This is a genomic window from Pseudomonas sp. FW305-20 (assembly GCF_058788075.1).
The window spans coordinates 128,926-153,727 of the sequence record NZ_JBYTAJ010000013.1 but is presented as its reverse complement, the minus strand read 5'-3'; the positions used below and the strand labels follow the sequence as shown (position 1 = coordinate 153,727).

Genomic DNA, 24,802 nt, shown 5'->3' with positions numbered 1-24,802 from the left:
ATGGCCAGCTGCTGGAGAAAACCGAGTTCGGCGACGACGGCTCGCAACGGGTGACCGCTTACCAGCGGGATGTGGCCAGACGCCTGCAGGTCAAAACCCTGCCCGACGGCAGCCAGGTTGAATACCGCTACGACCGCCTCGGCCGGTTGGTCAGCGTCGACGACGGCCACGACCATCCGCTGGAATTCGAATACGACCCGCAGGACCGGCTGATCACCGAGCATCAGGGCTGGGGCACGTTGCGTTATGGCTACGACGCTTGCGGCCAACTGAATCGCCTGCGCCTGCCGGACGGCAGCAAACTCGATTACCACCACGCCCGGGGCGGCGCGCTGACCGCGATCGACCTCAACGGCGCGCGGCTCAGCGAGCACCAGTTCGCCTTCGGCCGCGAACAGCAACGCCAGCAGGGGCAGTTGCTCAGCGAATATGCCTACGACGATCAGGGCCGCTTGAAGGCCCACGCGGTCAGCCAACAGCACCAAGCGCTGTATCGCCGCGACTATGCCTACAGCACCAACGGCAATCTCGACCGCCTCACCGACACCCGCCACGGCCAACGCAGTTACCACTACGACCCGCTCAACCGCCTGATCCGCGTCCGCCACACCCGCGATCAACCCCCGGAAAGCTTCGCCCACGACCCGGCCGGCAACCTGCTGATGCACGATCGTCCCGGCCCGTCCACCGTCAAAGGCAACCGCCTGCTGAGGCAAGGCGACCGCCACTACGACTATGACGCCTTCGGCAACCTGATCCGCGAACGCCGCGGCACCGGGCAAAAACGCGTCACCGAATACCGCTACGACTGCCAACATCGGCTGATCGGCGTCACCCTGCCTAACGGCAGCCAGGCGACCTACCGCTACGACGCCTTCGGCCGCCGCATCAGCAAAACCGTCGACGGCAAAACCACCGAGTTCTTCTGGCAAGGCGACCACCTCATCGCCGAAAGCAGCCGCGAGCATTACCGCAGCTACGTCTACGAACCCGGCAGCTTCCGCCCACTGGCCATGCTCGACGGCAAAGGCCCGGACCAGGCTTGCCCGTTCTACTACCAACTCGACCACCTTGGCACACCGCAAGAACTCACCGATTACAGCGGCGACATCGTCTGGGCCGCCCGATACACAGCCTATGGCCGCCTGACTCGCCTCAACCGCGACACCCATCAGGTGCTGGATCAGCCACTGAGGTTTCAGGGGCAATACTTCGATGCGGAGACGGGCCTGCATTACAACCGGCATCGCTACTACAATCCTGATGTCGGACGGTATTTGACGCCGGATCCGAGCAAGTTGGCGGGGGGGTTAAACGGGTATCAGTACACGCGCAATCCGACGGGGTGGGTTGATCCGCTAGGGTTGAGTGAGTGTCCTGGGGGGGATGGGTGTAAGCGGCCCTCGTTTGGGGATGAGGATCCGGCGGAGAAGGTTGGGGTTGATGAGGGGGAAATAACGCCCCCCGTACCTGGCATCAAAAACGAATATCTCTATCGCGGAGATTCGAAGCACCCCGAGGAAATATTCAGAACGGGATTTAGGAGCAAAGGGGAAAGCCGCGACCTATTGCTTCATGCTATTGATAGCGATGATCCGCCAAGCAATTTCATCAGCACATCTCCATCCCGGCGTACCGCCATCCAATTCGGTACAAGATTTGAAACAAGAAAAGGTTTCTTGTACACACTGAGAAAAATTAACGGTAGAGACGTCAATAAAGAGCTGAAAAATCTTGTACCGTTTGCAGATGAAACCGAAATTGCCATACCAGACAAAATTGATACCGCAGACATATTAGGCGTGACACCGCTAAAGAAGGACGGGAGCTATGTCGGATACTCCACGCCAAACCCAAGCAGGAGATAAAATGGAAACTACCAAAATATCCATAGTCGTTGACGGCCATAAGGAGCAGGCACAACTACAATATGATGCCGCCAAAATGTTTATAATCTTCACAATGGAAAATGGCTTCCGTAAAAAATATGAAAGCGAAGACCTCTACTTATGCCTGGCAAAAATCAGACATGATTTTCCAGATATAAAATTCCTGTGCAAAGGATCAAAACTTAATGTAACCCCCTCCAGAATGTGTTCTCAAATGAGTGGTGGATTCGTCGCATACGAACTAACAATGGGAAAATCTGCAACATTCAACGACATAGTTCATATATTTAATTACGAGGAAAATGATATTGCACAAACATTGGAGGAGCAGAAAGAATTTTATAAAACCTGGCTAGAATCGCTAAATACAGAATAGTCAGAAAAATCAAAAGGACAGATCTATTCATTATGTGCATCGAGCTAAGCGTCCTGATCGCCGTTCAAAATATAATAAGGATTATTCTCTGCGGTAAAATTTCATCTTGGCTCCACGAAAGCCCAGCAATTTGCTGGGCTTAAAATTGAAATACCTAACAACTTAACCACCCGTACTATCGGATCCTCCAGACCCACCCCCAGAACCGCTCCCCATCGAATCTCCACCACTCATCGCCCCACTTCCAGTCTTCGGGCTGGTGCTACTTCCACTTGCATCACCACCATTCCCACCTTCAATGGCGCCAGACGGCAGCGCCTTCTCATCCGCGGAGCCCGCGTTCATTTCAGAGTACGGCGGCATCCCGCCCTTATTCACAGGTGCATCGGTGCCGGAGGACTGGGCAAACGCCGACATTGAGCCGGCCGACAACACGCCGATCACCGTCAGGGCGGTCAATTTTGACCTGATCATGGTGTCTCTCCTTTAAAAGGTGCGTACCTGATTTCTGGCCGTCATCGCTTTTTAAAGGTGCCGCACGATCGATGAGTGGCGCTGTGCAACAGGGTATGTTCAGCTCGGTTCGTTTGAGCCATCTTCATCGGCAATGTCAGGGTCGTGAGGGTGACCTTCAACGTCCCCGCGTTTCACTTCATCCGACGGCAACTGCTCGACAGCGGTGTCGTCATCAGGCGGACGTTGATCACGACTCAGGGAATCGGTTGGTGAAGGCAGCGGATATTCGGGGGTATCGTCAATGTCGGAGTCTTTCGGATCAGCGTTCATAAAGCACCTCGCGTGGGCCTGAAAAGCAGGCCCTGAAATTTCGAGGATGGTGCCGCGCATTGCGTTCGATCAAGGAGACGATCGGTCGCGTCCGTCGCACAGCAGGCTCAATCTTCGTCTTCGTCCACTTCCTCGTCTTCGAACTCAATATTTCCGACGTCGCCCGCATCATCGGAATCATTGAGCGGAACTGTTGCGTCATCCATCAGTGAGCCTGGGTCTTCGTTTCCTGGATCGTTAATGAACGGAAGCCCGCTCGGGCCTTTTTCTTCCTTGCCTTCGGTTTCAGGAGTCATGGCATGCCTCACAACAATTGGGGGTGTATGAAGTTCGAGGCGGCCCACGACCAAACGTTCCAGAGTCCTACTCCCAGACGTGAAAAACCCGGCGCGGGGCCGGGTTTCTTCTGTAGCTCGATGTCGAATCAGTGATGTTTGTTCTTGTGCTTGTTTTTATGCTTATGGTTGTGGCCGCTACCGGAGTGCGAACTGCCGCTATCGTTACCCAAGTTGTTGCCTACCGCCCCACCCGCCGCGCCACCCAGGCCTGCGCCAATGGTCGAACCGGTCTTGCCGCCCAGGCTATTGCCGATCACCGAGCCACCGGCCGATCCCAGACCACCACCAATAGCCGCTTCTGTGCGACTGCCTTTGTTGGCGCCGACCGCGCTACCTGCCGCACCGCCTACACCGGCGCCAATCGCGGCACCCGTGCTGCCGCCCATTTGCTGGCCGACCACGTTACCTAGCGCACCGCCAATACCACCGCCAACTGCAGCGGTGCCGTCACCGGCGGCCATTGCACCTTGAGCGACCAAAAGTCCCAGAACCAACGTGGACAATGTCAAACGCATGATATGAACCTCTAAATTCCGTATCGGGGGTAAGAGAACGCGTTACGGATGGCGTGAGTCTAGCTTTTTCATCACACCAGCGCTGATCGTTGGACAGCTATTAATTCAAAGAGCGCGAAGAAGAAATATCCAGATACAGAAAGCCCGGCATCAAGCCGGGCTTTTGAACAGATCGACGAGGATCAGTGACGCTTGTGACCTTTTGCCAGGTTGCTGCCCACGCCGCCGCCCAATGCGCCGCCCAAGCCTGCGCCAATGGTGGAACCGGTCTTGCCGCCCAGGCTGTTGCCGATCACCGAACCGCCGGCCGCGCCGACACCACCACCGATGGCGGCTTTAGTGCGGCTGCCTTTGCGTGCTGCAACAGCACTGCCAGCCGCGCCCGCGACACCTGCACCAATCGCTGCACCGGTGCTGCCGCCCATGCTCTGACCGACCACATTACCCAGCGCGCCACCCAAACCACCGCCGATGGCGGCAGTGCCATCACCCGCAGCCATCGCACCTTGAGCAACCAAAAGCCCCAGAACCAAAGCAGGCAGTGTTAAACGCATGACAAAAACCTCAAAAAAAGGGGTAACCGAAAGGGGCGAGATTGAATGCTTTAGAGGAGACAAAGTCCAGACACGCACGGGTACAACCTCGCAATAGGCGACGGTTGGACAGCGTTTTCAGAAAAGGTTTTACGACAGGCAAAAAAAAGCCCGCTGGGGAACGGGCCAGGTACTGCTTTCTAACGGATGAGTTGAGACTACGTAGGTAGGTGTGAAAAGTTTGTGAAAAAAAATACCAACAGCGGGTTTTGTAGCTGTAGTCAAAATCGCAACAGCCGATTTTGTGAAAATAAAAACCCCGCTCAATGGCGGGGGCTATCCGGTTGACGGTTACTTCCTGGAAGACGGCATCCTCTTGGGCAAGAAATTCGCCTTTTCGGATCGGGGCACCTTGGATTTCAATTTGGCGACCCGGACCCGGTTTTCACCAAAGCCCGCCATATACTCCGCTTGACCACACTGCACGCAACTATTGATCGGAAACTCAGATCCGTCGTCTTCGATATACGAATCAGCCATACCTTTCCCCTCTCAAAAAAGGGTCGACACCGGCAAGCCCTATTTGCCTGAAAAATATCGACCTTCAACGCTTTTGAGACTAGCCAGTCATTACCGGACTTGTAGTTCGGTTTGTTGCGTGCCCGACGAACGGCCTCGTGACACATTCACCTCAACTTGACCGCCGTCCCGGTCACGAACACCACCACCATCCCACCCTTCCCGGCCGGCATGCTGATCTCATAATCAAGCCCTACCACTGCATCAGCCTGAATTGCCCGCGCCCTTTCCTTCAACTCGTCGGTCGCCTGAATCCGTGCTTCCTTCAAGGCCCGCTCCAGTGTCTGAGAGCGCCCACCGAAAAAATCCCGCATCCCGGCGAACAAATCGCGGATAACGTTGACCCCCTGCACCGACTCGGCACTGACGATGTCCAGATAGGCGGTAATTTGTCGGCCTTCGATGGAGTGGGTTGTGGTGGTGATCATTAAATTTCCTTTTTCATGGCCTGGGGATGATTACTCAAGGCACCTGGCGCTTAGTCTAGATACGGTGGCGGCGGCACGAGGGAGATGAGCGTGGATCAATAACATTGCCATCCATAAAATCCAGACGCCAGAAACCACAAAACCCCTGACTTCTTTCGAAATCAGGGGTTCTGGTTACATCGAATTTGGCGGTGAAGGAGTCCGCTATTTTAGTGTTTTTAGAAGTCCAGCGACGCTTAAGGATCTCTATAAAACCTCTATAAAAACAGATGGTTGAGTGACATTTTTCTTTTATGTTCCAAGCGTGACTACGTGAAGCCAGTGTCCAAGGTATGGGCTGGAGTATGGGCTGGAGTTCATTTAGATTGAGTCATCATCCTTTCAAAAAGGAAGTGAGTGATGGCATCTCTGACGATAAAAGCGGTTGAAAAAATAGTCAGATCTGGGCTCCCTGGAATGACCAATGATGGTGACGGCCTTTACTTGAAACTCGGTCGTACCGGTAGAGCGAGTTGGATTTTCCGCTACAAGCTTGCCGGCAAGAGTCGAGACATGGGATTGGGCAGGCACCCTGAAGTAAGTCTATCGGCTGCCCGCGAAAAAGCCGCAGAAGCCAGAAAGCTAAGCAAGTCAGGCGTCGATCCGCTTACCAGTCGGGATGAGGAGATGGAACGACAACGGCTGGAAAAAGAAGCCGAACGATTAGCTCAGAGTGCCACCAAAGCCAAAGCAACCACTTTCAAAGAGGTTGCTCTCGACTACATCGCTGCCCACAGGGCGGGCTGGAAAAATGCTAAGCATGCTCAGCAGTGGGAGAACACTCTGGCTACTTACGCGTTCGAGGTCATAGGCGATCTTGCGACGCAGGAAATAGGCGTTGAACATGTGCTGAAAATCCTCAATCCGATTTGGACAGTAATACCCGAAACCGCCAGCCGTTTGCGAAACCGTATCGAACTGGTACTCGATGCAGCAAAGGCCAGAGGGCTGCGCGATGGAGAAAATCCCGCTCGATGGCGTGGACACCTGGACAAACTGCTACCACCTCGCTCAAAAGTGCGTGCTGTGAAGCATTACGCAGCAATGTCGTGGACAGAGCTTCCCGCCTTCATGGCGCCCCTTGAGAAAGCAGATGATCTGAGCTCTAAAGCATTGCGCTTTACCATCCTGACTGCCTGTCGAACCAGTGAGGTGCTTGGATCGACGTGGGCAGAGATTGATATGGCAGCAAGGGTATGGACCATTCCTGCGCCGAGAATGAAAGCAGGTAAGGAACACCGGGTGCCGCTATCAAAAGCGGCATTGGATTTACTCACAAGGCTTCCTCGTGTTGAAGGAAACAATCACCTATTTGCAGGGACTCGCAAAAAGCGTCCTCTGAGCAATATGGCAATGTTGATGACATTGCGTCGGATGAAGCGGGAAAATCTCACGACGCATGGATTCCGTTCGACTTTCAGGGATTGGGCTAGTGAAGTTACTCACTATCCTCGAGAGGTCTGTGAGCAGGCACTCGCGCACACAGTAGAGAATGCGGTAGAGGCAGCTTATCGACGTGGCGATCTTTTTGAAAAGCGGCGAATATTGATGGAGGATTGGGCGCGATATGCCACAGGGCATGCTGTAGCAAATACTGTTGAATGAGGAGCAGATGTTCAAGCCATCATCTCACCTCGTTTATCGCGTGGTGGATGGCAACACCGGCGGCGACCCGCGCGGTATTCGGCCTACGGCGTGGCGACCGATGTGGCGACTGTCTCTATTGCAAGCTTCGCTCTCGGGGCTGTTTCGGCCAAGCTCACGCGGTCGGGAAGGCTCCGCATTCCCGTCCTCGTGAGCTCACATTAAAAACCGACGAGCGACCGCCCGGCCATGTAATGCCGCTAATTTCCAAGGTCATCCAGCGCTACCGATTGGCGCAAGAGTCGCCTCAAAAATGCTGTTGACCGCGAGCAAAACGAGCGCTAAACCAGAACCGTACAAGCGCTGTCCTCGACAGCACCCAGGTAGCCAGAACCTTTGAGGCTACGCCACGCCGTGGTGGTTCACCCCCAAGTGCGATTAGCGTCCGGCGGCTCGCACGGTCACTCACCGAGTGATGGACGCCTACTTCAGATCATTGCCATTGCGGCAAATACATCCCTCTACCCAGCTGCCCTGCAGCAACCTATCCGCTTGGCCATTTCACTGCGCCAACCTGCGCCCGTCTCTTTCTCCCGGAAAGAGACGGGCGCTCCTACCGCTGCTGCAGCCCAACTCGTACAAGGCTTTGCGGCATTCCCCCTCGTGACAATCGGCGTGACAAATACCGAAGTCACCAGCAACAGCGATGCAGATGATGGTGCCGCAGCCCAAGGAATGGACTGCACCTGACTGACAGTCAGGCATGCCCCGGTCATCGCATCACTGCCTTCACCCGACTCAGGATCTCGCGGTGCCGGTCTCGTCAGCCAGTGCAGCCTCCACCCGCCCACTTCTTTGGAAGTGTTCAGGAGGCCAGATCATGAAATGCCCAAGCTCCCGGTCGTAAGGAGCCGCCAGTCCCGCGTTAGTGGACAACCCTCACAGGTCGCAGGGGCCTTGATCCCTGATAACACTCAACTTCCGTGGCGGGACGAGTGAGGGCAACGAAATCAGGCAAGAAAAACCGCCTTACCGACGTCCGTCTGAAACGAAGCGTCCCCTTAAGGGGGAGCCTCCGTTTCGGACGGACACAGTGATCACGAGTAACAAGCCATCACACTGGTCGGTAGGAACGGCATTCTTGTGGCATGGGCGTCCGCTTAAAAAGACTAAAAATGGTGTCCACTGTCTAGCCCTGAAATAGGTTTACACCTATTTCAGGGCTAGACACCCGTATGCATAGAAAAAAAAGAACCCCTCTATTTTCGATGGACAGCATGATGGCAAAACAGTAGCTTTGATGGCTAAGCATCATCGACAAAGGACGTCCATGAAAAATAGCTTGATTCATTTTGTAATGGCATATGCTTTGTCGAGCGACCATAAGATAACAAATGCTGACCGCTCTCTTTTGCTCGGCTCACACTTCTCCAAGCGAATAACCCATGACTAAAACCAACAGCACTATAAATGCCGGAGTGCATAATGGAACGGGCATTGAATTTCAAAAAATTTGCGCGCTCCACATAATCATCAGCGAATACGACTATTACAGCACACAGTCATTTTTTTTATCCATAGAAAACTATGACGATTTTATTTTCTTTCATCACGACATTAACGACATAATTAAATGGACCAAAACATTTCAGGCAAAAAAAGCCAGCAAAGGATGGACTTTAGACGCAAAAATGCACGAAATAATAGACAAAATTTTATCCATTGGAGCCGCATTAAAAGCGGATCCGACGGCCCTTCACCAAGACTACTCACACACTCTAAATTTTATAACAAATAACACACTAACACTTCACGACGGAGACAAAAAAAAGAAGACGCACGCATTATTAAATGAAGCCACAATAAAATTAAAATACTCTGATCTTGACAAAAAAATCCAAGACAACATAAAAAGACTACTAAAAGAGTTTAACGATAAATCCGACGCCAACTTCATAGAACTTGACGCCCTAGTATTTAACTTTATTGACCTCCCAAAAACCTACAAAGCGCAAAAAGAATTACTAATAGGTTTATTCGGCAGTGTGTTTGGCGATAAGGTTAGCGATCACAAAGCTGCCATAGACACCCTATTAAGCATGTTTAGAAATATAGAGCTTCAGTTCAATCAAGGGAATATTGCCAGTTTAACAGCCAGTGAAAAAAAGATCAGCGGCACCCACATAAATAACGCTTTTAATATAATAACAACAAAACAGAAAGCTTATAATTTTTGGAGAGCAGAAGGAAAAGAATTAAGCCAACTGATAAAAATGCCTATTTACGACCAACTTCGATACGAAATACAACTTAGCAACTGTTTTGATTTTTTCAAAGACCTAACCCAATTCGAGCATCAAAAAATATTAAATTTTGCAAAAGAACAGTCCACCATACCCAACACCTACTACAACGAATCCAATTATATAGAACACCTTCACACAACTTATAAAAACACTCACAACTCCCAACTCTCGGACACCGAAGTAAAATTCGCCATGATTGCTGCATATATAGAAACGAGAGACTGAAATGAACACACTATTACAGTTTGATAGTTTTTTTGCTTATTCTGAATCAAAGAATAAATATTTTTATAATAAATTCCACCCAACCATAAATATAATTCACGGCCCAAACACGTCTGGCAAAAGTACTTTTTTCCAGCTATTACTCTATACCATTGGCATAAATGATAACAACGAACAATTATCTGACATCCTTAAAGAGGACATAATATTCAGACTCGACTGCACAATCACTCAGAACAATGAATCACGAAGCCTAATTTTCATTCGAGAGAATGACTTACTCATTATAAAACATCCCACAATGCCCCCCTTACGACTCAACGGCATAAGCAGCAACAATTCCGCCGAACATATAAAGCTTAAAGACATCCTTCATAAAATATTTAAATTTAATTTGTATTTAGAAAGCAAGGGCGAATATAAGCCCGCACCAATTGAAGCAATGTTTCTTCCTTTTTATATTGCGCAATCTGTCGGATGGGTCTACCTGCGAAAATCATTTTCAGCATTAGACTTTTATAGAAACCTCAAAGAAGACTACTTAGACTACTTTCTAGGAATCACCAACTATTCCGACAGATTAGAAAAACAACGTCTTGAGCGAGAAAAAGAATTTAACAATCAGAAAATTTACTTCTTAGAAAAACTAGAAGAAGATGACTCATCTATAAAAATCACAAAACTAACAGATGAATCATTCATCGAAGAATCAAAAAAATACATTCAAGAGTTTGCAGAAACTCATTCAAATGTAGCAGACAACGAGAAGAAATATATATTTCAATGCAACAAGCTTTCACACCTATCAGCCAGAAGATCAATCCTATCAAAAATCAAACGAAACACTGAAAAACAAGCACCTGAAATAGACAACTGCCCCTCATGCCATCAGCGCCTCCCTATTTCATTAGAAAGCACTTATAACCACCTACAATCCATCAACGATACCAACAGCGAAACGCTAAAAATCAAAGTCGAAATAAAAAAACTCCAAGGAGAAATAAACTCTCTTCACAAAAATATAGACCGGAACAAAGCTAAAATAGCTTCGAATTATGAGGTTTTAGAAAAGACATCGATTCAGGATATTAGCTTCAAGTCTTGGATAAAACACAAAGCAACAGCACGCATAGCCAACCAAATAAGTAAGAACCTTGACTCCCTAAAAGCACAACAAAATGAAATAAACAAAAAACTAGCTTCATATCAAGCTAGCGAAAACATCATCGGCGAGCGTACAAAAAAAGAGGAGGCGTTCAAAAAAATCTTCATTAAAAACTTAATCAGCCTAAATGTCGCCCCTCTCAATGATGGCCGCTATCTAGACCTCTATAAAATATCAGCCTTTCCAACTCAAGGGGTTGAACTGCACAAAACTGTAATGGCGTATCACTTCGCGATCAACGAAATATTCAGCCAAACAAAAAACACTCATAGATTTCCTTTTATCTTAGACGCGATATTCAAAGAAGACATTGACCCGAAGAATAAAAAAGACATCATTTCTTTCGTTTTCAAAAACCACCCCATCGACACGCAGCTATTTGTCTCAATGGCACTGCTAAAAGACAGTGACATCCCTGAAAATAATTACGATAAATTGCCACCTGAATCCTTCAAAACGATCATCATTGGAGACGGACAGAACAAAAGATCACTGCTAAAATCTTACAAAGGGGAAATGGCAAACTTTTTACATGACACAATGGAGCTAGTTAACTCCTATTGAACTTATTAAATCAGGGATAAATCTTAGTTTTAGTTACCCAAAAAACAAACCTACCCTGACTGATCGCACATTCGCAACAAAAGCTTCAACTGGAAGCTAATTGACGTACGACACAGAACAACAAGATGGATTCATTTTAAAAAATGAATCCATCTTCTCGCTCCTAGCAACGCAATCAAGAAAACACTGGAATTTCAAATCGTTTAAAAACCTGAAGCTCAGCAACCGCTTCATGATAGTTAACAAATGCACTTGCCATTGCATGATCAATGAAAACTGTCGAATATTGCATATCAGCTCCATTTGAAAGCAAATCTTCCGACACGAGTATATTATTAATCTTTATAAAATTTTCTACTATCTCTCGAAATCTAGGTTCAGTGTGACGATAATCAGATGAGCTAAACGTTGTAAGAACCCCAGTTTTGTAACAAGCAATCTTCCCCCCGGCAGCATTAAAAAGCGAACGCTTCTGGGCGATCACAGTATTTGTGATTGAGCGTTGGCACGCCTCATAGAAGCGCGACTTTAAGCTAGGAGATTTAGCTTTCACGCAGATCTTATAGGAAAAGTCCGTTTTCGAACCATCAACTCTATGTACATGAAAACAACTTGATGGGTGATCAAGTGAAGGCGCCCGAAAAATCCCAACGACACCCGATCCAATTTTCGTTGCAGCTTCAGGGTGACGCTGGAGGAGTTCGTATACCACTTCTTCATCAGCGCTATTCAGATATTCATCATCTTCATAGCTTTCCAGCATCGCCTTAAAAAATGCGTCCGCATCCCCCTGTTTTTCAAACCTAATGCTAGGTAGTACAACTGGTTTAGCAACGCCCATATTACTTCCCTCAATTAATTTAACAATCACAGGCCCATTGCTAATAAAACGCTAGCCATGAAAGCCATTATCCCTTATCAAGGCCTAAGGCTATCAGTAGAAGTGCTCATATAGGTAGTGCTGCGTCGCAAAAAATGACATGCACTCCATAAAATCTAATTTTTCAAGGCAAGATCTTATGACCACGGTGGTATTTACGGCGCGCAGCTATACGACAACAACACTTCGTACTCTTCAACCTAAATTTCCTGGGGCAGTCACTCAAGGTTGCGGTACAACCACGAACAGGGCTCCTGGCCTTTGAGCCTTCGGGCGTGTTGCTGAACAAGTTCTTGCGTCCAATAATAAAAAGTCTGATCGCACGCTCGGCAATGCTTTTTCCCATTGGCAAAACCGACTTCGGTGTAGCGCACCTACTTGTTCCAGTTGTTGACGCCGAAGAGAATCGAGAGCTCAGCATCTAGGGTCAGGTAGCCGGGTTGAATGTGGAGGTTGGGGGAGTGGTTACTTAGTATTGAGTCAACGGAACGTAAATTTGGCGCTGCAGATCGGAAAGAATGCCCCCTTACGTCATGGTCGTGACACTACACAATATCAGAAATGTGCTTAGCGATTGGGTCACCGATATCAGCACTACTCCTGGCTCGCGATCAGGAAAATTCAATGTAAAAACTTCTTCCACATTGCCAATGTGATCCCTCTAGAGCTGGTGACGTGAAAGAAAGATAGAGATGCGCGAAATGCTGGCACTTTGTATCCTACTGACCGGTTTCACCCCCTTGCCCGAGCACACAGCTCGACGCGGATGTAATTTTTCAAGGATGTCGAAATGAAAGCTTCAGAAGCCAAATTCCTGGATTTTCTTAAGAAATCCCCGCAATTCGTCATCCCTATTTACCAACGCACCTATTCCTGGACATCGGATGAATGCCAGCAGCTTTGGGACGACGTACTACGCGCCGGCCAGGACGATCGGGTGACCTCGCATTTCGTCGGCTCCATCGTGTACGTGGAAAAAGGCTTGTCGAACCTGATGAGCGTCGAACCGTTGCTGGTGATCGACGGACAGCAGCGTCTCACCACCCTGACGCTGCTGCTCACTGCCCTACATCACTCGCTAGAGGGTTTCCCCCAGGGGGAGCGGGAACCGCTGGACGGCTTTGCACCGCGCAAATTGCGCAACTGGTACTTGATCAACGATGAGGAAGAAGGCGATCGCCATTTCAAATTGTTGCTCTCACAAACGGACAAGCAGTCGCTGATTGCCTTGGTGGATCAACGTGATCCGCCCAAGGAGCAGTCCCTGCGCATCGCGGAAAACTTCGGCCTATTCCAATCGCTCATTCGCGCCTGTGGCGACAACCTGCTGCCCCTGTGCAAGGGCCTGGCGAAACTGGTGGTGGTAGACATTGCCCTAGACCGCACGCGGGATAATCCGCAGCTGATTTTCGAAAGCATGAACTCCACCGGCCGCAAGCTGAGCCAGGCCGACCTGATTCGTAACTTCATTCTCATGGGCCTGGAGCCCAGCCAACAAACCCTGCTTTACAACGAATACTGGCGCTCCATGGAGCTGGCGTTTGGCCAGGAAGCATACGGCCAGTACTTCGACGGCTTTATGCGTCATTACTTGACGGTCAAGACCGGGGAAATTCCGCGCCTAGATGAGATTTACGAAGTGTTTCGGCTGTACAGCCGCAAACCGGCAATTGCCAATTTGGGAGTGGAGGCACTGGTGCGCGATATTCGCGACTTCGCCCGCTACTTCTGTGCCATGGCCCTAGGGTCGGAAACCGACCCGCAGCTGAAAGTTGCCTTCCACGACTTGCGTGAATTAAAAGTGGATGTGGCCTATCCGTTTCTGCTGGAGCTCTATCACGACTACGCCAATGATCTGCTGCCTCGGGAAGACTTCCTCAAAGTCGTGCGTCTGATCGAAGGTTACGTATTCCGCCGGGCGATTTGCGCGGTACCCACCAACTCGATGAACAAAACCTTCTCGACCTTCGCCAAGGCGCTGAAAAAGGATCGCTATCTGGAAAGCGTACAGGCGCATTTCCTCACGCTACCTTCTTACCGGCGTTTTCCCACCGATGATGAGTTTCGCCGAGACTTTCAGACCCGCGACCTGTACTACTTCCGCAGCCGCAGTTACTGGCTACGTCGCTTTGAGAACTTCGGGCGTAAAGAGCGGGTAGTAGTAGATGAATACACCATCGAACATATCCTGCCTCAAAATGAAAATCTCTCCAGCACCTGGCGCGAGGAGCTGGGTGAAGACTGGGCTAGGGTTCAGGAAACCTGGCTGCACACTTTGGGTAACCTTACGCTAACCGGTTACAACAGCGAGTACAGTGACAAGACCTTTAGCGAGAAGCGCGACATGGCCGGCGGCTTTCGCGACAGCCCGCTCAAGCTCAATGCTGACCTCAGAACCTTGCCTCTATGGAATGAGAGCCAGATCAAGGCTCGGGCAGAACGCCTAGCCAACAATGCCCTGGAGGTGTGGCCTGCGCCGCTGCTAGAGGACGAGATTCTTTCTCTCTACCAGCAAAAGTCCCAAGGTACGGGGTACCGCATTGAAGATCACCCACAGCTTCATGGCGGCAAGACTCTGGAGTTGTTTGAAGCCTTCCGCACTGCGGTGTTGGCTTTGGACCCATGCGTGAATGAAGAGTTTTTGAAGCTGTACGTGGCGTATAAGGCAGAAACCAATTTTGTCGACGTGGTGCCCCAGGTCGGTCGCCTGCGCGTAGCGCTAAATATGGAATTTGCACAGATTCACGATCCTAAGGGTTTGTGTCAGGACGTTACCGGGCTCGGTCGCTGGGGCAATGGCGATGTCTCGGTGCTGTTGGACTCACTCGATGGCCTACCATATGTGATTGGGTTGGTGCGCCAGGCTCTTGAACTTCAGATGGGTAATGGAGCAGATGCATGAGTAACTTCGCAACCGTTGAGACCGCCTTTTTATTGAGAAATCCTTGTCTATAACGATTAACAAACCACGGATCAAAATCTGTCGATCAATACTTTAGGACGTCTTTCTCAATACCTAACCTAACCCGCTAAAGTCCGTCCGAAACAGAGGATCCCCCTAAGGAGAGTCTCCGTTTCAGACGGACTCAATCGATAAAAAACATGTGGCCAGTCGACTTGCGGAGCCCCGCGATTGACCAATGCTTCACGTGCTTTCTTGAACCAATTCCGGACGATGTCGGCAGCCTCGCAGTCTCCAGTCCTCATGCAGGACTAGCGCCTCATGATCCGCACGTCCCTGTCGCGCCAGCCGCTTGGAAACTTCCTCATGCATGCGCCGCAAGATAAGCAACAGCGTTTGCTGGCTCTTGCACATTCCGTACTCAGGAGAGTCAGAGGGATGCCCGGGTTCGGCACGCTGCAAGACTGCGCTGGTCAATTGCCCTACTCGGCCCAAGCACTGGTAGCAAGTGGACAGGATCAACCCCCACTGGAAAGCCCTGCTTTTCTTTCTGCAAAAAAACGAAAGCGATGATGATGGCCCTGGTCGGTCGGATTGATGGTCGTAACTTTGGCTATGGCCGCCAGTTGAGCTACGTCGGCCCACAAGCGAAGGGTCTATTGTTGCCGGCGACCACTTCGCCACGGTCAAAGCTCATAGCGATTGCTGGCAGCGTTCGTGCGTTGGTGTCGGTTAGGACGGTCCCGGTTACAACGATGCGCGCAAGATCAATCGACGGATGCTGCTGGACTACACCGCTTAGAAATTGTCGGAAAAATTAGCCTTTGGTCGCAAAGCCCTGAGCCATCCAGGGTATGGGGCAAAGTATGGGATGGGATTTTTTTCAGAAACGCAGAAACGAAAAAGCCCTGAGTAATCAGGGCTTTAACGTATAAATGTGGCGGTGAAGGAGAGATTCGAAACTACCCGTGAGCGACTTTCGGAACCTTACCCCCCGGTTTTACAAGGGTTGCAGCCTGGCAGCATGCGCAGGATCTGTCCCAGCGTGGTCCCAGAAGTTAAACGCACCAGGTTGCAGAAAACGGCCGCGACAGGCATTTCCCGCGTTTTATGTTGAGCCATGGGAAAAAGGTAATTTTGGTAATGAGTTATCAAAAACCCAGATAAAAGCCAATAAAATTAGATAGTTGATATATTTTTATAGAGGTAATAATAAGGTAAGTAAACGGTTATAAAATTACTTTCGGCACCAGTAATGCCCATCTGCCATCAAGCCCAGTAAAATAAGGGCTTGAACAAAATATTACCCTTCCGCTTACCTTAAATTACCCTCTGAGGTAATGGTTGAAAGCCAAGATCTATAAGGGCTCCAGCCCGTTCTGATCCCTCGCTTACTAAAATTACCCTTTTCCCACCCCACGTCTGAAAAATATCCATGCGCCATCAGTTTTGGCGTTTTTTTACTGCGTCTGAATGTGTGCTGAATGTCAGCCAGTCCGTGGTGATGTCGTGCAATACCGCAAAACGCCGGAAAGCCTCGCGGAGCGGGCCTCACAGCTGTTTTGCTATTGGGTTGGGCGGTCAATGATTCGCACCTGGTGTGAACCGTTCCGAAAACGAAAACCTCGTCTGCAGCTGGTTTTTGCAACCGTACCCCCTGTAAACCGGGCGCCTCACTTCGCTGGTCAAATTGAGCCGGCCCCATTCCGCTGTGCAAAGCCGCTGCACTTTTTTGCAAAACCTTGCACTCCGTGCAATTGCAAAACAGCCCACAACCCCCGCAGCGGGCTTGGGCGGAACCATCATTTGCATCCCACCAGCCTTTGCACAAAAAAGGGACGTAAAGCCCGTCGGCGGGAGGGGGATAAGTGCTTTTTTCAGCAGTTTTTTCTTTGAAGCGGAACATGTCAGAGCAGCCAAGAGCCGCTGGGTATTGCCCCCAGTCGATCCGATGATGTAATGGGGTGCCGCTGCGGATATACTGTTCATGCATACAGTATTCAGCTGGAATGGGGCTGACCGATGAATAGAGATTTTGCGGACACTGCAGGTGCGAAGTTATCAGCGATAACGCATTGGCAAGTCATGCTGCGCGATGACGTGGCACTTCTCGCCATGCCAGGCGCCCACCACAAGGCGTTACTCAGGCAGGCTCACGCGCTGTATCGACATCAAGTAATTGATGCTGACGATCTGAGCGATATGTTGGAGCTGGCAGACGCCGCGCTGGCCTACGCGGTTGAATCGCTACTCGACCTCGACGCTGACGTATAGGAAGAACCATGCATGTACTGGTCACGCCTATGCGCTTGCGTGGTGTCGCTCTTGATCCGAAGGAGCGGCGCCGCTATCCGGCTATCCGAGGCAACATTATGGTGAACTCTACTATGTGCAGTGAGCTGGGTCGGGCCGCTAATGTTGCTCGTGTTGAAGTGGGTATGCCGCTCGAACCCGATCCACTGCCACCGCTGCTCGATGCGACCTTGGCAGGGATGGCAGTTACGGGATTTGTTTTGAGTGGCATCGAGCATATCGATGGTTGCGCTTATGCCCAGTCATGGTGGTGCCGATTAGAGTAGACGAATTGCCTTTTGCAATGCGGACAGTCGAGAACACCACTTCCGAGCATCACACCTTGATTCCAACTCAGGTTTAGTAACACTCAATAACTCCTGAGGCGATTAGTAATATTTGCGACATCTGCTAGAACAATACCCAACTTCTCTAAAATCGCAAAAATAAGCAAATGATGAACATGAGCAACAAATAGGTGCAACTTATCTTCTTCGATATTATATTTATTTGCATGTGTAATATTATTCCGAAGAGTGCAAATTTCCGTTAACAAATCTTTAGTCACCCCCAAACCTTTTTTGATGGGCTCGGGCAACGAAGAAAGGAAATCACTGAGACATTTTTCAGTGTTATATTTTTGACCGTTAAACCTCTTAAGCCCGCCCTCAAAACTTTTGATCTGCTTGGCGCTCAACGAGCTATTGCCCTTTACCCAGCCTTTTGCAAGCCGGGAGAATCGAACAAACAAATCCTCGGAAAGATAACACTTCCTGTTATAGCAATGTTTTTCAAGCAACCTAAAGTAACCTAGCAGTCTATCCTCAACATTCCCCATACTTCGATACTTGACGTACTTTTCTAGTAAATCAGGGAGATCGGAATCTGGACTAAAATACAACGCGAATGAAGACATAGGAAATGGCGCAATTCCCCAGTCATCAAAACGAGGGTCTTTCCCAAGGGGAAACATTGCATAAAGATCTGATCCCTTAGGTTTCAAACTGTTATTGATACAGTAGAGGTAGCCTTTTTGGCTATATCCATAAAGATCATAGTTGAGCGTCACACTCTGGACGGAGGGTTCTGCCCCCGTCAAAAACGCTAAAAGATTAAAGATGCGTACATAGATTAAAAATGGGTCAGCAACACGTTCTCCCGAACCCATTAAATAAAACAGTGAAGGTGGAAAGGTAAATCCATGCTCATATAACAAATGAGACTGACGGAATGTCGCATTGTAACGCACGCCTATTTCATCATGCTCATTTGCAGGCGTTGAAAATTCGACTAGCAGCGGCTCCACATCTTCGCGCTTATAACTCGCCTCGAAAATCTTTTGCTGTGTGGTCGTGTAACCTACCCATTCGTTTACTGTCGAAGAAGCTATATCTATTGATTCAAAAAAACCATTTTCTGGAGGTTCGCTTGGACAAAAAATTACACTTTCAACGGTAAATTCAATCTCCTTTAACCCAACATATGGCGTGTGATTAATTACCGACGACTTAATCCCAACACAATAAAGCCCTTTAAGAAAAAATACATTTCTATGATCGTCACACCTTGCTTCAGTGGCATCCCAAGACAGCGAAAAATCTCGCTCAGACGTAACTTTAAATTTTATTAGCTCCGGAGTTAAATGAAGCGTGGCCGCATAACCAGAGTCACCCTCGCGATAAAACACTTCAAAAAAATATTCTTTGTGTAGTTCCAGCTCTTTAACTGTATCAAACATGAGAGCGCACCGAGTGTCATAGACTGGGCGTCATATTGTGCTGGAGTCATAAAAAACGCAAAGTGGCGTGCAGTACCGGGTAGTTAAAGGGTAATAGCCTTGAGTTTTGCGGATAGCTCCAGTGCTTGCTCAGCCTTTGCTGTGAATGCTGCCGCATCGGTTGGACTCGGCGTTGGCCCAGGTACGTGCGTGTGCGCCGCGAGCTGTGTATTCATCTGCTGCAGTAAATTAAGCATGTCGCATACCACTTGAAACAGGTTCACGCCTTCGGACCCGATCCAGTTCTTCGGCGCCTGCAGTCGCTGACTGACGCCGGCAACGCTTTTACGCAGCCCCTCGATCCGCTCCTGCATGTCGCCACCCACCGTGGCGTTGTGCTTCTGCCCCACCACCAGGTTCAGATCGCGGCCGGTGGCCTGGTGCAGATCATCCACGGCCGCCAGGCTCGCCGATCCACCCGATAGCAGCTTGAGCGCCCCCAGCGCCTCAATCGTCTTCACGCCACCCACTGACTCGGTCGAATGGTCGTCCACGGTTCTGGTGTGATTCTGAAAGCTCTCGGTGTTGTGCAGGGCTTCGACTTCGCGCTCGATCGCCTTGTCCTGGATCTTGCCATCGGTCTGGCGTAGCCAGTTGCCGTCGGCGTCGACACGCTGCTGGGCCGCCTCGCTGTGCTGCCACACCTGATCGCCTTTCGGCACGCGGGGCATGCTCAGCCCGTGCGGCAAAATGGTCTGGATGTAGGGCTTGTTCGGCAGGCCATAGGCGAAGCACACCACAACTTGAGTGCCTTCCTCCGGAAAGGCATACATGCCCATTTCCTCGCCACCGGTGGGCAGCGGCAATGGCACGCCGGCGAGCTGGGGCAGCTGCGGATCAGGCTCACCATCCGGGCCTAGGACCTCGATGTCCACGGCATAGCGCGGCCGGAAATCGTCGCAGATCCCGGCGCCGGCCGGTGCATCGGCCACGGCGACAACCCGGGCAAAGCGTGGCAAGTGGTAACCACCGGTGAGTTCGGGGAATTGGCGCTCTACAGCGCGGCGGATTGCGTCTTCCATCGGATGGCCATCTGGTCATTGGCAAGGGCCACACTGGTGATGCGCTCGCCGTGGTTGATCGTTGCACCTGGTCGCAACCCGGGAAGGGCCGCGACCATCGCGCTTTGGTTGCCCTGGTAGCCGTCGAACAGCTCCGAGGGGAGCTGAAGTGGCGCACGGGCGCCAAAGAAACTGTCGGCCCAACTGCCGGCAAACACTTCGCCGTTGCCCAGCTGGTGCCAGGTGAAGTCGGGGATGTTGAACACTCGTGCCAGGCTGTCCATCGCCTGATAACCGGCCGCCAGGCTGTAGAAGTACGGTGCCTTGACGCTGGCGTAGGGCCTATCGGGCACGCGAAAGCGCAGGCCTGTCTGTTCACTGACTTCGGCCAGCACGGCGCGCAAATCGACGTGACGCAGGTTCAGCGGCAGCGGGTTGGCCAGGACGGCGGCCAGCTCGCGACAGAACAACACCTGCTCGACGGCGTTGGCGGCGGTGCAGCGCTCGACGTAGCCAATGAAGTGCCGTTGCAACGTGCCTTCGTTGTAGCCGATATCCAGCGTCACCAGGCCTTTTACCGGCACCGCGGATTGGATAGTGAACGTCGCCCGCCCGGGGCTGGTGGCGTCCAGCCGAACATCCTCTTTGACCAGGGCGATCGGCGCGCCATTGATGGCCAGAATCTTGTGCAGCTTCACGTCGGCTCACTCTCGCCCAGCCACTTGTCCACGCGGCCCAGCACCTTTTCAAAACCGCTCAGCGCCGGGTTATCGCTGGTTGCATCCGTCCCATTGCCGCCGTCGCCGACCGCACTGCCCGGGGCGCCTTGCGCGTTGACCTTGTTGCCGGCGCGTCGGCCTTCGACCTTTTCCGGGTTCGACTCGCGTTCACTCAGCGTGAACTGGACCAGCCAGGCGCGCAGGGAATCGTCCTCGCGGGCGCTGATGCCGTCGGAGAACTCGACCTGGCGTACGCCGAACACTTCGGCCGAGTCATTGACGATGCGGTACAGGTGCAACTGGCCGCCGCCGGCAGTGGCTTCGGCCAGGCGCATCAGATCGACCAGCTGGGACTTATCCACAAACGGAATCATCAACGAGACGGTCAGCGTCTTGGGCTTGAACCCTTTGTGGGCCTTGTCGGTGTTGCTGGTCTGGCCGGACATGTCGCCGCTTTCAATACGCAGATTGGCGGTCACCTTGAGGTTCTTGCCCTGGACCTTGTGGCCATCGAGTAGCAGCGTCATAGCCCGACCAGCTCCTGTACAAAACTCAATCCTTCTTTCGAGCCAACCAACATCAGGCCGGCGCACAGCACCCATTCGTGGCCCGGGGCATCGCCGGCCAACAACTCGCGCCGCAACTCGCTGGTGTGGCCCGGACCGATCAGGCGCGCCCGCATGCTGACGTCAGGGTTTCCCCCAGCCAGCAGCGCTTTCAGGCCAGCCAATTGCTGATCCCGGCCCTGCTGCTGGGCGACTTTGCGCGTCGCCAAAGCAGCCAGATCACCCAATGGCGAACTGTCGGCCGCGTAGCTCTCCAGCACCGCCAGTTGGCCGGCCATGGACTGCTTGGCGGCCTTGACCACCGTGCAGCGCTCCAGAGGCAGCGCTTGCCAGCGTGGCAATGGACCGGCGCCGGGAATCTCCCACTTTTCGGTTTCCAGCTTCACCAGGTGCTGGGCGCGGCGTTCCGTGCGCACCAGGTCAGGGATCGGCAGCAAGGCGTTGAACCGTGACAGGCTGCTGGCCAGCTGTTCCAGACGCGTGCCCAGGAACAGTATCGACAGTGCGTATTGCGGCCCGGCCGGGCGCCCGGTGTCGGTGACGTCGTCCAGTTTCTTCGCCAGGTGTTCCAGCAGATTGGGCGCTGACAGAAAACGCTGATAGCCCGTCCCCTGGCCGATGCCGCTTTGAAACGGCGTCACCACCAGGCACGCCGGTGCCTGCCCCAGCTGCTCGGCCAAGGCCGCACGACCGGCAGTGATCGCGCCTTTGGCCGCATCACCGACCGGCCCCGGGTTGGTGCTGGCCAGCCCCTCGAGGCCGGCCAGGCGCTGGGCCGTACTGGCCAGTTCCCCACCGGCCAGATCTTTGGCGGCCGACAGGCCCCCCATCCATTGTGTGGCCTGTTCTGGCCAGCGCATGGTCACCGGCGCCCAGGTCATGCCGGCGGAGTCCAGGTGATGTCTTTCATGGCCTTCAGATCCTTGTCGTCCAGGGCGTTGGCCAAGGCCTGTCTGAGGCTGTCGGCGTGCTGCATGGCAGCCTGTTTGAAGCGCACCAGATCCTGGCTGACCTTCTGTAGCTGGGCGATGGTATGCGCTCGAAAGGCCTTCACCTGGTCAACGTCATAGCAGGGGTAAACGTCATCCAAGCCCAGCAGCACCTGGCCGTTTAAATCCACCTGGTCGTCAATCGTGCTGCCGTAACGGTGTAACTCGCCCAGGGCATCCGAACTGAAGCCGCCGGCGACGTACTGGCTGTACGCCACGCCGATCGCCTGCTGTTTGTTGTCATACAGAGCGGCCAGCACGGCGTCGATATCGTCGACCCATTCGCCATCCTTCCAGATCTGGTTCGGCCCGGGCTTTTCCAGGGTGAAGCCGGCCGGAAGCGCTTCAAACCCTTCAAGGGTTCGCGGCTCACCGGTGTCGATGCAGTAGACGACCACACCGCCGAAGTAGTCCACCAACTGCCAGGCCTGGCCAGTCCACCAGGCGACTTTGTGGTCAGGGATCGTCGGCGGCGGGGTTTCCACACAGCCACCGGGAATGAGGTACACACCCGGCTCCAGGGGTGATTCATCAGCCTCGACCGCGCCAATGAAAATGCCCAGGTGGTCCGTCTGATAGACGAGTTTGTCAGTCATGATTGATCTCAATACTTGATGCAGAAAAGAAGGGCCAAGTTCTTCGGACGGGTTTCGGTACCGCCGGCAGCGGCGACCGTCAGGGCGTGGGTGTGGTTGCCTGCACCGCCGATACCGACGGTGTGCCCGTGGACGCCGGCGGCGCCAATGCCAACGTTGTGCGCATGATTACCGGCTTCGCCAATACCGACGTTGTGGCTGTGGGAACCGCCCCAGTCCGTGGGCGCAGCCATACCGTTGGCACCGTTGGCTGTGGTGATGTTGGGGCTGCCGCCACCCACGCTGCTGTTCGCCGCCCGGAAAATGCCGTGCTGGTGACTACCTTGCGCGTCTGTCCAAGCACTGTGTGCGTGGTTGCCTTGGGCATCAGTCCATGCTGTGTGGGAGTGATTGCCCTGGGCATCAGTCCATGCACCGTGTACGTGGTCACCGACCGCTGCTGCCGTGGCGGTGTGCGCGTGGGATTGCATCAGCATGTCCTGGAAGGTGCCAAACACCCGCCCCGGGTCGATACCTCGTCCGTCGTCCCAAGCCCGAGGAAAGAGCCCTCGCGCATCCGGAACGTTGAAGGTCGTAACACCATCCCCCGCACCGAACACCGTACCGATGCGCGCAAAGAGACTCGCAAACGTGGTGCGCGAGACCACCGCGCCGTTGCACTTCAGCCAGCCGGCGGGGGCTGTCGCCATCGCGAACCCCGACACCATGCCGGTCATCGAGTCACCGACCTGCTGTTGCAGTCTGTTCAACGCAGCGGTGGTGGCCAGAATATCGCTGCTGTTGGTCGCCGGATCGTCGCTCTTAGCGTTGGGCAAGTTACCCAGATCCACGTCTTCTTTCGTCGTCCCCCGGGCGCGCAGCTGCTCATAGTCACCGTTGCGCGCGGCCAGGTACTGGATCAATGCACCCGGAATAGGCTCAGCTATCCGCAGATCGGTGAAGGTGGTCGACGAGATAAAGTCGGCGATCGGCACGCGGTAATGGCGGGCACCGGCCGCGTCGGTGTAGTCCGCCTGGTCGCCGTACACCACTTTCCAGCTGGCCACCCGATCGTTGAGCTGGCGTTCCAGGCACACATCCAGCCAGACTTTGCCCACGGGGATAACGCCGGTGACCGGGAAGGGTTCGCCCAGAGCCACACGAATGCCTTCGATGTAGGCCGTTCCCGAACGCAGTTGAAAGCCGGTCGCGGTCTTTTCAAAGGTCAGTGAACCACCGAAAAAACAGGCGCGGCCGTACAGGTTGCGATTGCTTTGACGCTCGCGCTCATCGATCCCGGCCAGGCGCACAGTAAAGTCATGCTGCCAGGTGCTGGCATCGATGGTTATGCCGGTCAACTCCAGGGCGCCATCGAAGGCCACCAGAAAGTTTCGGGTGACGTTGTTGCCGATCTGAAGCGGCGGAATGTTCTTGCGCTTCTGCTGCAACGGCACCGAAGACACCGCGAACAGCACGCCCTCTTCGTCCTCGAGGCCGACCCAGTTGAAATCCCAGTCGCCAATGTCCGATCCCAGCTGGGCGCTGTACACCACCTGGTTGGGGTTCACGTAGCCGGCGTTTTGCGCAGGGATGGTGTAGACGTGGACGATCTGCGCCGCCGGTGGTTTGCCGGCAGCGCGATCGATCGGCGCCACAGGGTCCAGCCCGGGCACGTTGGCAAAAATGAATTTGCTGATGATCAGCGGTTTTTTCTGGCTTTGCTTCAGGGCAATCTGGCTTTCGCCGGCCAGGGTGATATTGGCGCTCACGGTGC

21 protein-coding genes and 1 pseudogene are annotated in these 24,802 nt (G+C 52.6%); 9 read left to right on the top strand and 13 right to left on the bottom strand.

The annotated features are described in order from the left end of the window. Together AC3WP4_RS14065 and AC3WP4_RS14060 are read left to right on the top strand one after the other, a co-directional pair. Nucleotides 1-1,868, top strand: a 1,868-nt coding sequence (locus tag AC3WP4_RS14065) for an RHS repeat-associated core domain-containing protein (RefSeq protein WP_492606847.1), incomplete at its 5' end; no start/stop codon positions are given. A gap of 1 nt (nt 1,869) precedes the next feature. Next, the gene (locus AC3WP4_RS14060; RefSeq protein WP_102616791.1) at nt 1,870-2,265 is read left to right on the top strand and encodes a hypothetical protein; all 396 of its coding nucleotides are present in this window, start codon (nt 1,870-1,872) and stop codon (nt 2,263-2,265) included. 573 nt (nt 2,266-2,838) lie between these two features. Here the strand turns inward: AC3WP4_RS14060 and AC3WP4_RS14055 are convergent. The 5 genes from AC3WP4_RS14055 to AC3WP4_RS14035 form a co-directional block, all read right to left on the bottom strand. Then, complete coding sequence (locus AC3WP4_RS14055) at nt 2,839-3,051, bottom strand: hypothetical protein (protein ID WP_074874971.1); 213 nt, start codon at nt 3,049-3,051, stop codon at nt 2,839-2,841. Between the two features lie 107 nt (nt 3,052-3,158). Then, nucleotides 3,159-3,347 carry a hypothetical protein gene (locus AC3WP4_RS14050; RefSeq protein WP_074874970.1) on the bottom strand — a complete coding sequence of 63 codons (189 nt, stop codon included), beginning with the start codon at nt 3,345-3,347 and terminating at the stop codon, nt 3,159-3,161. A gap of 128 nt (nt 3,348-3,475) precedes the next feature. Continuing rightward, on the bottom strand, nt 3,476-3,904 hold the full coding sequence (locus tag AC3WP4_RS14045; protein ID WP_074874968.1) for a glycine zipper domain-containing protein: 429 nt from the start codon (nt 3,902-3,904) through the stop codon (nt 3,476-3,478). 182 nt (nt 3,905-4,086) lie between these two features. After that, nucleotides 4,087-4,458: a hypothetical protein gene (locus AC3WP4_RS14040; protein WP_059404653.1), complete on the bottom strand. Its 372-nt coding sequence runs from the start codon at nt 4,456-4,458 to the stop codon at nt 4,087-4,089. 665 nt (nt 4,459-5,123) lie between these two features. Further along, nucleotides 5,124-5,444 (bottom strand): YbjQ family protein, encoded by a 321-nt coding sequence (locus tag AC3WP4_RS14035; protein WP_074874964.1) that lies wholly within the window; start codon nt 5,442-5,444, stop codon nt 5,124-5,126. Between the two features lie 399 nt (nt 5,445-5,843). Here AC3WP4_RS14035 and AC3WP4_RS14030 point away from each other — a divergent pair, with 399 nt between their 5' ends. The 3 genes from AC3WP4_RS14030 to AC3WP4_RS14020 all read left to right on the top strand — a co-directional run bounded on the left by AC3WP4_RS14030 (nt 5,844) and on the right by AC3WP4_RS14020 (nt 11,327). After that, nucleotides 5,844-7,088 (top strand): tyrosine-type recombinase/integrase, encoded by a 1,245-nt coding sequence (locus AC3WP4_RS14030; protein ID WP_102616793.1) that lies wholly within the window; start codon nt 5,844-5,846, stop codon nt 7,086-7,088. Between the two features lie 1,424 nt (nt 7,089-8,512). Further along, nucleotides 8,513-9,598: a hypothetical protein gene (locus tag AC3WP4_RS14025; protein WP_102616794.1), complete on the top strand. Its 1,086-nt coding sequence runs from the start codon at nt 8,513-8,515 to the stop codon at nt 9,596-9,598. A gap of 1 nt (nt 9,599) precedes the next feature. After that, a complete protein-coding gene (locus AC3WP4_RS14020; RefSeq protein WP_102650631.1) occupies nt 9,600-11,327 on the top strand; it encodes a coiled-coil domain-containing protein in 1,728 nt (575 codons plus the stop codon). 175 nt (nt 11,328-11,502) lie between these two features. On the opposite strand, the gene AC3WP4_RS14015 is transcribed toward AC3WP4_RS14020, so the two are convergent. Beyond that, nucleotides 11,503-12,168 (bottom strand): DCL family protein, encoded by a 666-nt coding sequence (locus tag AC3WP4_RS14015; RefSeq protein ID WP_102614576.1) that lies wholly within the window; start codon nt 12,166-12,168, stop codon nt 11,503-11,505. Nucleotides 12,169-12,997: 829 nt separating this feature from the next. Here AC3WP4_RS14015 and AC3WP4_RS14010 point away from each other — a divergent pair. The 4 genes and pseudogenes from AC3WP4_RS14010 to AC3WP4_RS13995 all read left to right on the top strand — a co-directional run bounded on the left by AC3WP4_RS14010 (nt 12,998) and on the right by AC3WP4_RS13995 (nt 17,688). Continuing rightward, nucleotides 12,998-15,109: a DUF262 and DUF1524 domain-containing protein gene (locus AC3WP4_RS14010; protein WP_102614577.1), complete on the top strand. Its 2,112-nt coding sequence runs from the start codon at nt 12,998-13,000 to the stop codon at nt 15,107-15,109. Nucleotides 15,110-15,684: 575 nt separating this feature from the next. Continuing rightward, nucleotides 15,685-15,905 (top strand): annotated as a pseudogene (locus AC3WP4_RS14005) (integrase domain-containing protein); the annotation flags it as partial. 1,226 nt (nt 15,906-17,131) lie between these two features. Next, the gene (locus tag AC3WP4_RS14000; RefSeq protein WP_256581135.1) at nt 17,132-17,383 is read left to right on the top strand and encodes a hypothetical protein; all 252 of its coding nucleotides are present in this window, start codon (nt 17,132-17,134) and stop codon (nt 17,381-17,383) included. Between the two features lie 8 nt (nt 17,384-17,391). Next, nucleotides 17,392-17,688, top strand: coding sequence for a hypothetical protein (locus AC3WP4_RS13995; protein ID WP_102614578.1), 297 nt, complete (start codon nt 17,392-17,394; stop codon nt 17,686-17,688). Nucleotides 17,689-17,771: 83 nt separating this feature from the next. On the opposite strand, the gene AC3WP4_RS13990 is transcribed toward AC3WP4_RS13995, so the two are convergent. The 7 genes from AC3WP4_RS13990 to AC3WP4_RS13960 all read right to left on the bottom strand — a co-directional run bounded on the left by AC3WP4_RS13990 (nt 17,772) and on the right by AC3WP4_RS13960 (nt 24,797). Then, complete coding sequence (locus AC3WP4_RS13990; RefSeq protein WP_102642478.1) at nt 17,772-19,139, bottom strand: HEPN domain-containing protein; 1,368 nt, start codon at nt 19,137-19,139, stop codon at nt 17,772-17,774. Nucleotides 19,140-19,222: 83 nt separating this feature from the next. Then, the gene (locus AC3WP4_RS13985; protein ID WP_102614580.1) at nt 19,223-20,200 is read right to left on the bottom strand and encodes a phage baseplate assembly protein V; all 978 of its coding nucleotides are present in this window, start codon (nt 20,198-20,200) and stop codon (nt 19,223-19,225) included. After that, entirely contained in the window at nt 20,173-20,877 is a 705-nt protein-coding gene (locus AC3WP4_RS13980; RefSeq protein ID WP_102614581.1) for a hypothetical protein, read from the bottom strand. Before AC3WP4_RS13980 ends, AC3WP4_RS13985 begins: the two co-directional genes overlap by 28 nt. Continuing rightward, complete coding sequence (locus AC3WP4_RS13975) at nt 20,874-21,425, bottom strand: baseplate complex protein (protein ID WP_102614582.1); 552 nt, start codon at nt 21,423-21,425, stop codon at nt 20,874-20,876. Before AC3WP4_RS13975 ends, AC3WP4_RS13980 begins: the two co-directional genes overlap by 4 nt. Next, the gene (locus AC3WP4_RS13970; protein WP_102614583.1) at nt 21,422-22,345 is read right to left on the bottom strand and encodes a hypothetical protein; all 924 of its coding nucleotides are present in this window, start codon (nt 22,343-22,345) and stop codon (nt 21,422-21,424) included. Before AC3WP4_RS13970 ends, AC3WP4_RS13975 begins: the two co-directional genes overlap by 4 nt. Beyond that, nucleotides 22,342-23,049, bottom strand: coding sequence for a DUF4376 domain-containing protein (locus AC3WP4_RS13965; RefSeq protein WP_102614584.1), 708 nt, complete (start codon nt 23,047-23,049; stop codon nt 22,342-22,344). The genes AC3WP4_RS13970 and AC3WP4_RS13965 overlap by 4 nt, the downstream gene beginning before the upstream one ends. An 8-nt stretch (nt 23,050-23,057) precedes the next feature. Continuing rightward, entirely contained in the window at nt 23,058-24,797 is a 1,740-nt protein-coding gene (locus AC3WP4_RS13960) for a phage tail-collar fiber domain-containing protein (protein ID WP_102614585.1), read from the bottom strand. Nucleotides 24,798-24,802: the final 5 nt, after the last annotated feature.

Coding starts and splice junctions, on each gene's coding strand:
- AC3WP4_RS14060 (WP_102616791.1), top strand. CDS start 1,870: ATGGAAACTACCAAAATATCCATAGTCGTTGACGGCCATAAGGAGCAG.
- AC3WP4_RS14055 (WP_074874971.1), bottom strand. CDS start 3,051: ATGAACGCTGATCCGAAAGACTCCGACATTGACGATACCCCCGAATAT.
- AC3WP4_RS14050 (WP_074874970.1), bottom strand. CDS start 3,347: ATGACTCCTGAAACCGAAGGCAAGGAAGAAAAAGGCCCGAGCGGGCTT.
- AC3WP4_RS14045 (WP_074874968.1), bottom strand. CDS start 3,904: ATGCGTTTGACATTGTCCACGTTGGTTCTGGGACTTTTGGTCGCTCAA.
- AC3WP4_RS14040 (WP_059404653.1), bottom strand. CDS start 4,458: ATGCGTTTAACACTGCCTGCTTTGGTTCTGGGGCTTTTGGTTGCTCAA.
- AC3WP4_RS14035 (WP_074874964.1), bottom strand. CDS start 5,444: ATGATCACCACCACAACCCACTCCATCGAAGGCCGACAAATTACCGCC.
- AC3WP4_RS14030 (WP_102616793.1), top strand. CDS start 5,844: ATGGCATCTCTGACGATAAAAGCGGTTGAAAAAATAGTCAGATCTGGG.
- AC3WP4_RS14025 (WP_102616794.1), top strand. CDS start 8,513: ATGACTAAAACCAACAGCACTATAAATGCCGGAGTGCATAATGGAACG.
- AC3WP4_RS14020 (WP_102650631.1), top strand. CDS start 9,600: ATGAACACACTATTACAGTTTGATAGTTTTTTTGCTTATTCTGAATCA.
- AC3WP4_RS14015 (WP_102614576.1), bottom strand. CDS start 12,168: ATGGGCGTTGCTAAACCAGTTGTACTACCTAGCATTAGGTTTGAAAAA.
- AC3WP4_RS14010 (WP_102614577.1), top strand. CDS start 12,998: ATGAAAGCTTCAGAAGCCAAATTCCTGGATTTTCTTAAGAAATCCCCG.
- AC3WP4_RS14000 (WP_256581135.1), top strand. CDS start 17,132: ATGAATAGAGATTTTGCGGACACTGCAGGTGCGAAGTTATCAGCGATA.
- AC3WP4_RS13995 (WP_102614578.1), top strand. CDS start 17,392: ATGCATGTACTGGTCACGCCTATGCGCTTGCGTGGTGTCGCTCTTGAT.
- AC3WP4_RS13990 (WP_102642478.1), bottom strand. CDS start 19,139: ATGTTTGATACAGTTAAAGAGCTGGAACTACACAAAGAATATTTTTTT.
- AC3WP4_RS13985 (WP_102614580.1), bottom strand. CDS start 20,200: ATGGAAGACGCAATCCGCCGCGCTGTAGAGCGCCAATTCCCCGAACTC.
- AC3WP4_RS13975 (WP_102614582.1), bottom strand. CDS start 21,425: ATGACGCTGCTACTCGATGGCCACAAGGTCCAGGGCAAGAACCTCAAG.
- AC3WP4_RS13970 (WP_102614583.1), bottom strand. CDS start 22,345: ATGACCTGGGCGCCGGTGACCATGCGCTGGCCAGAACAGGCCACACAA.
- AC3WP4_RS13965 (WP_102614584.1), bottom strand. CDS start 23,049: ATGACTGACAAACTCGTCTATCAGACGGACCACCTGGGCATTTTCATT.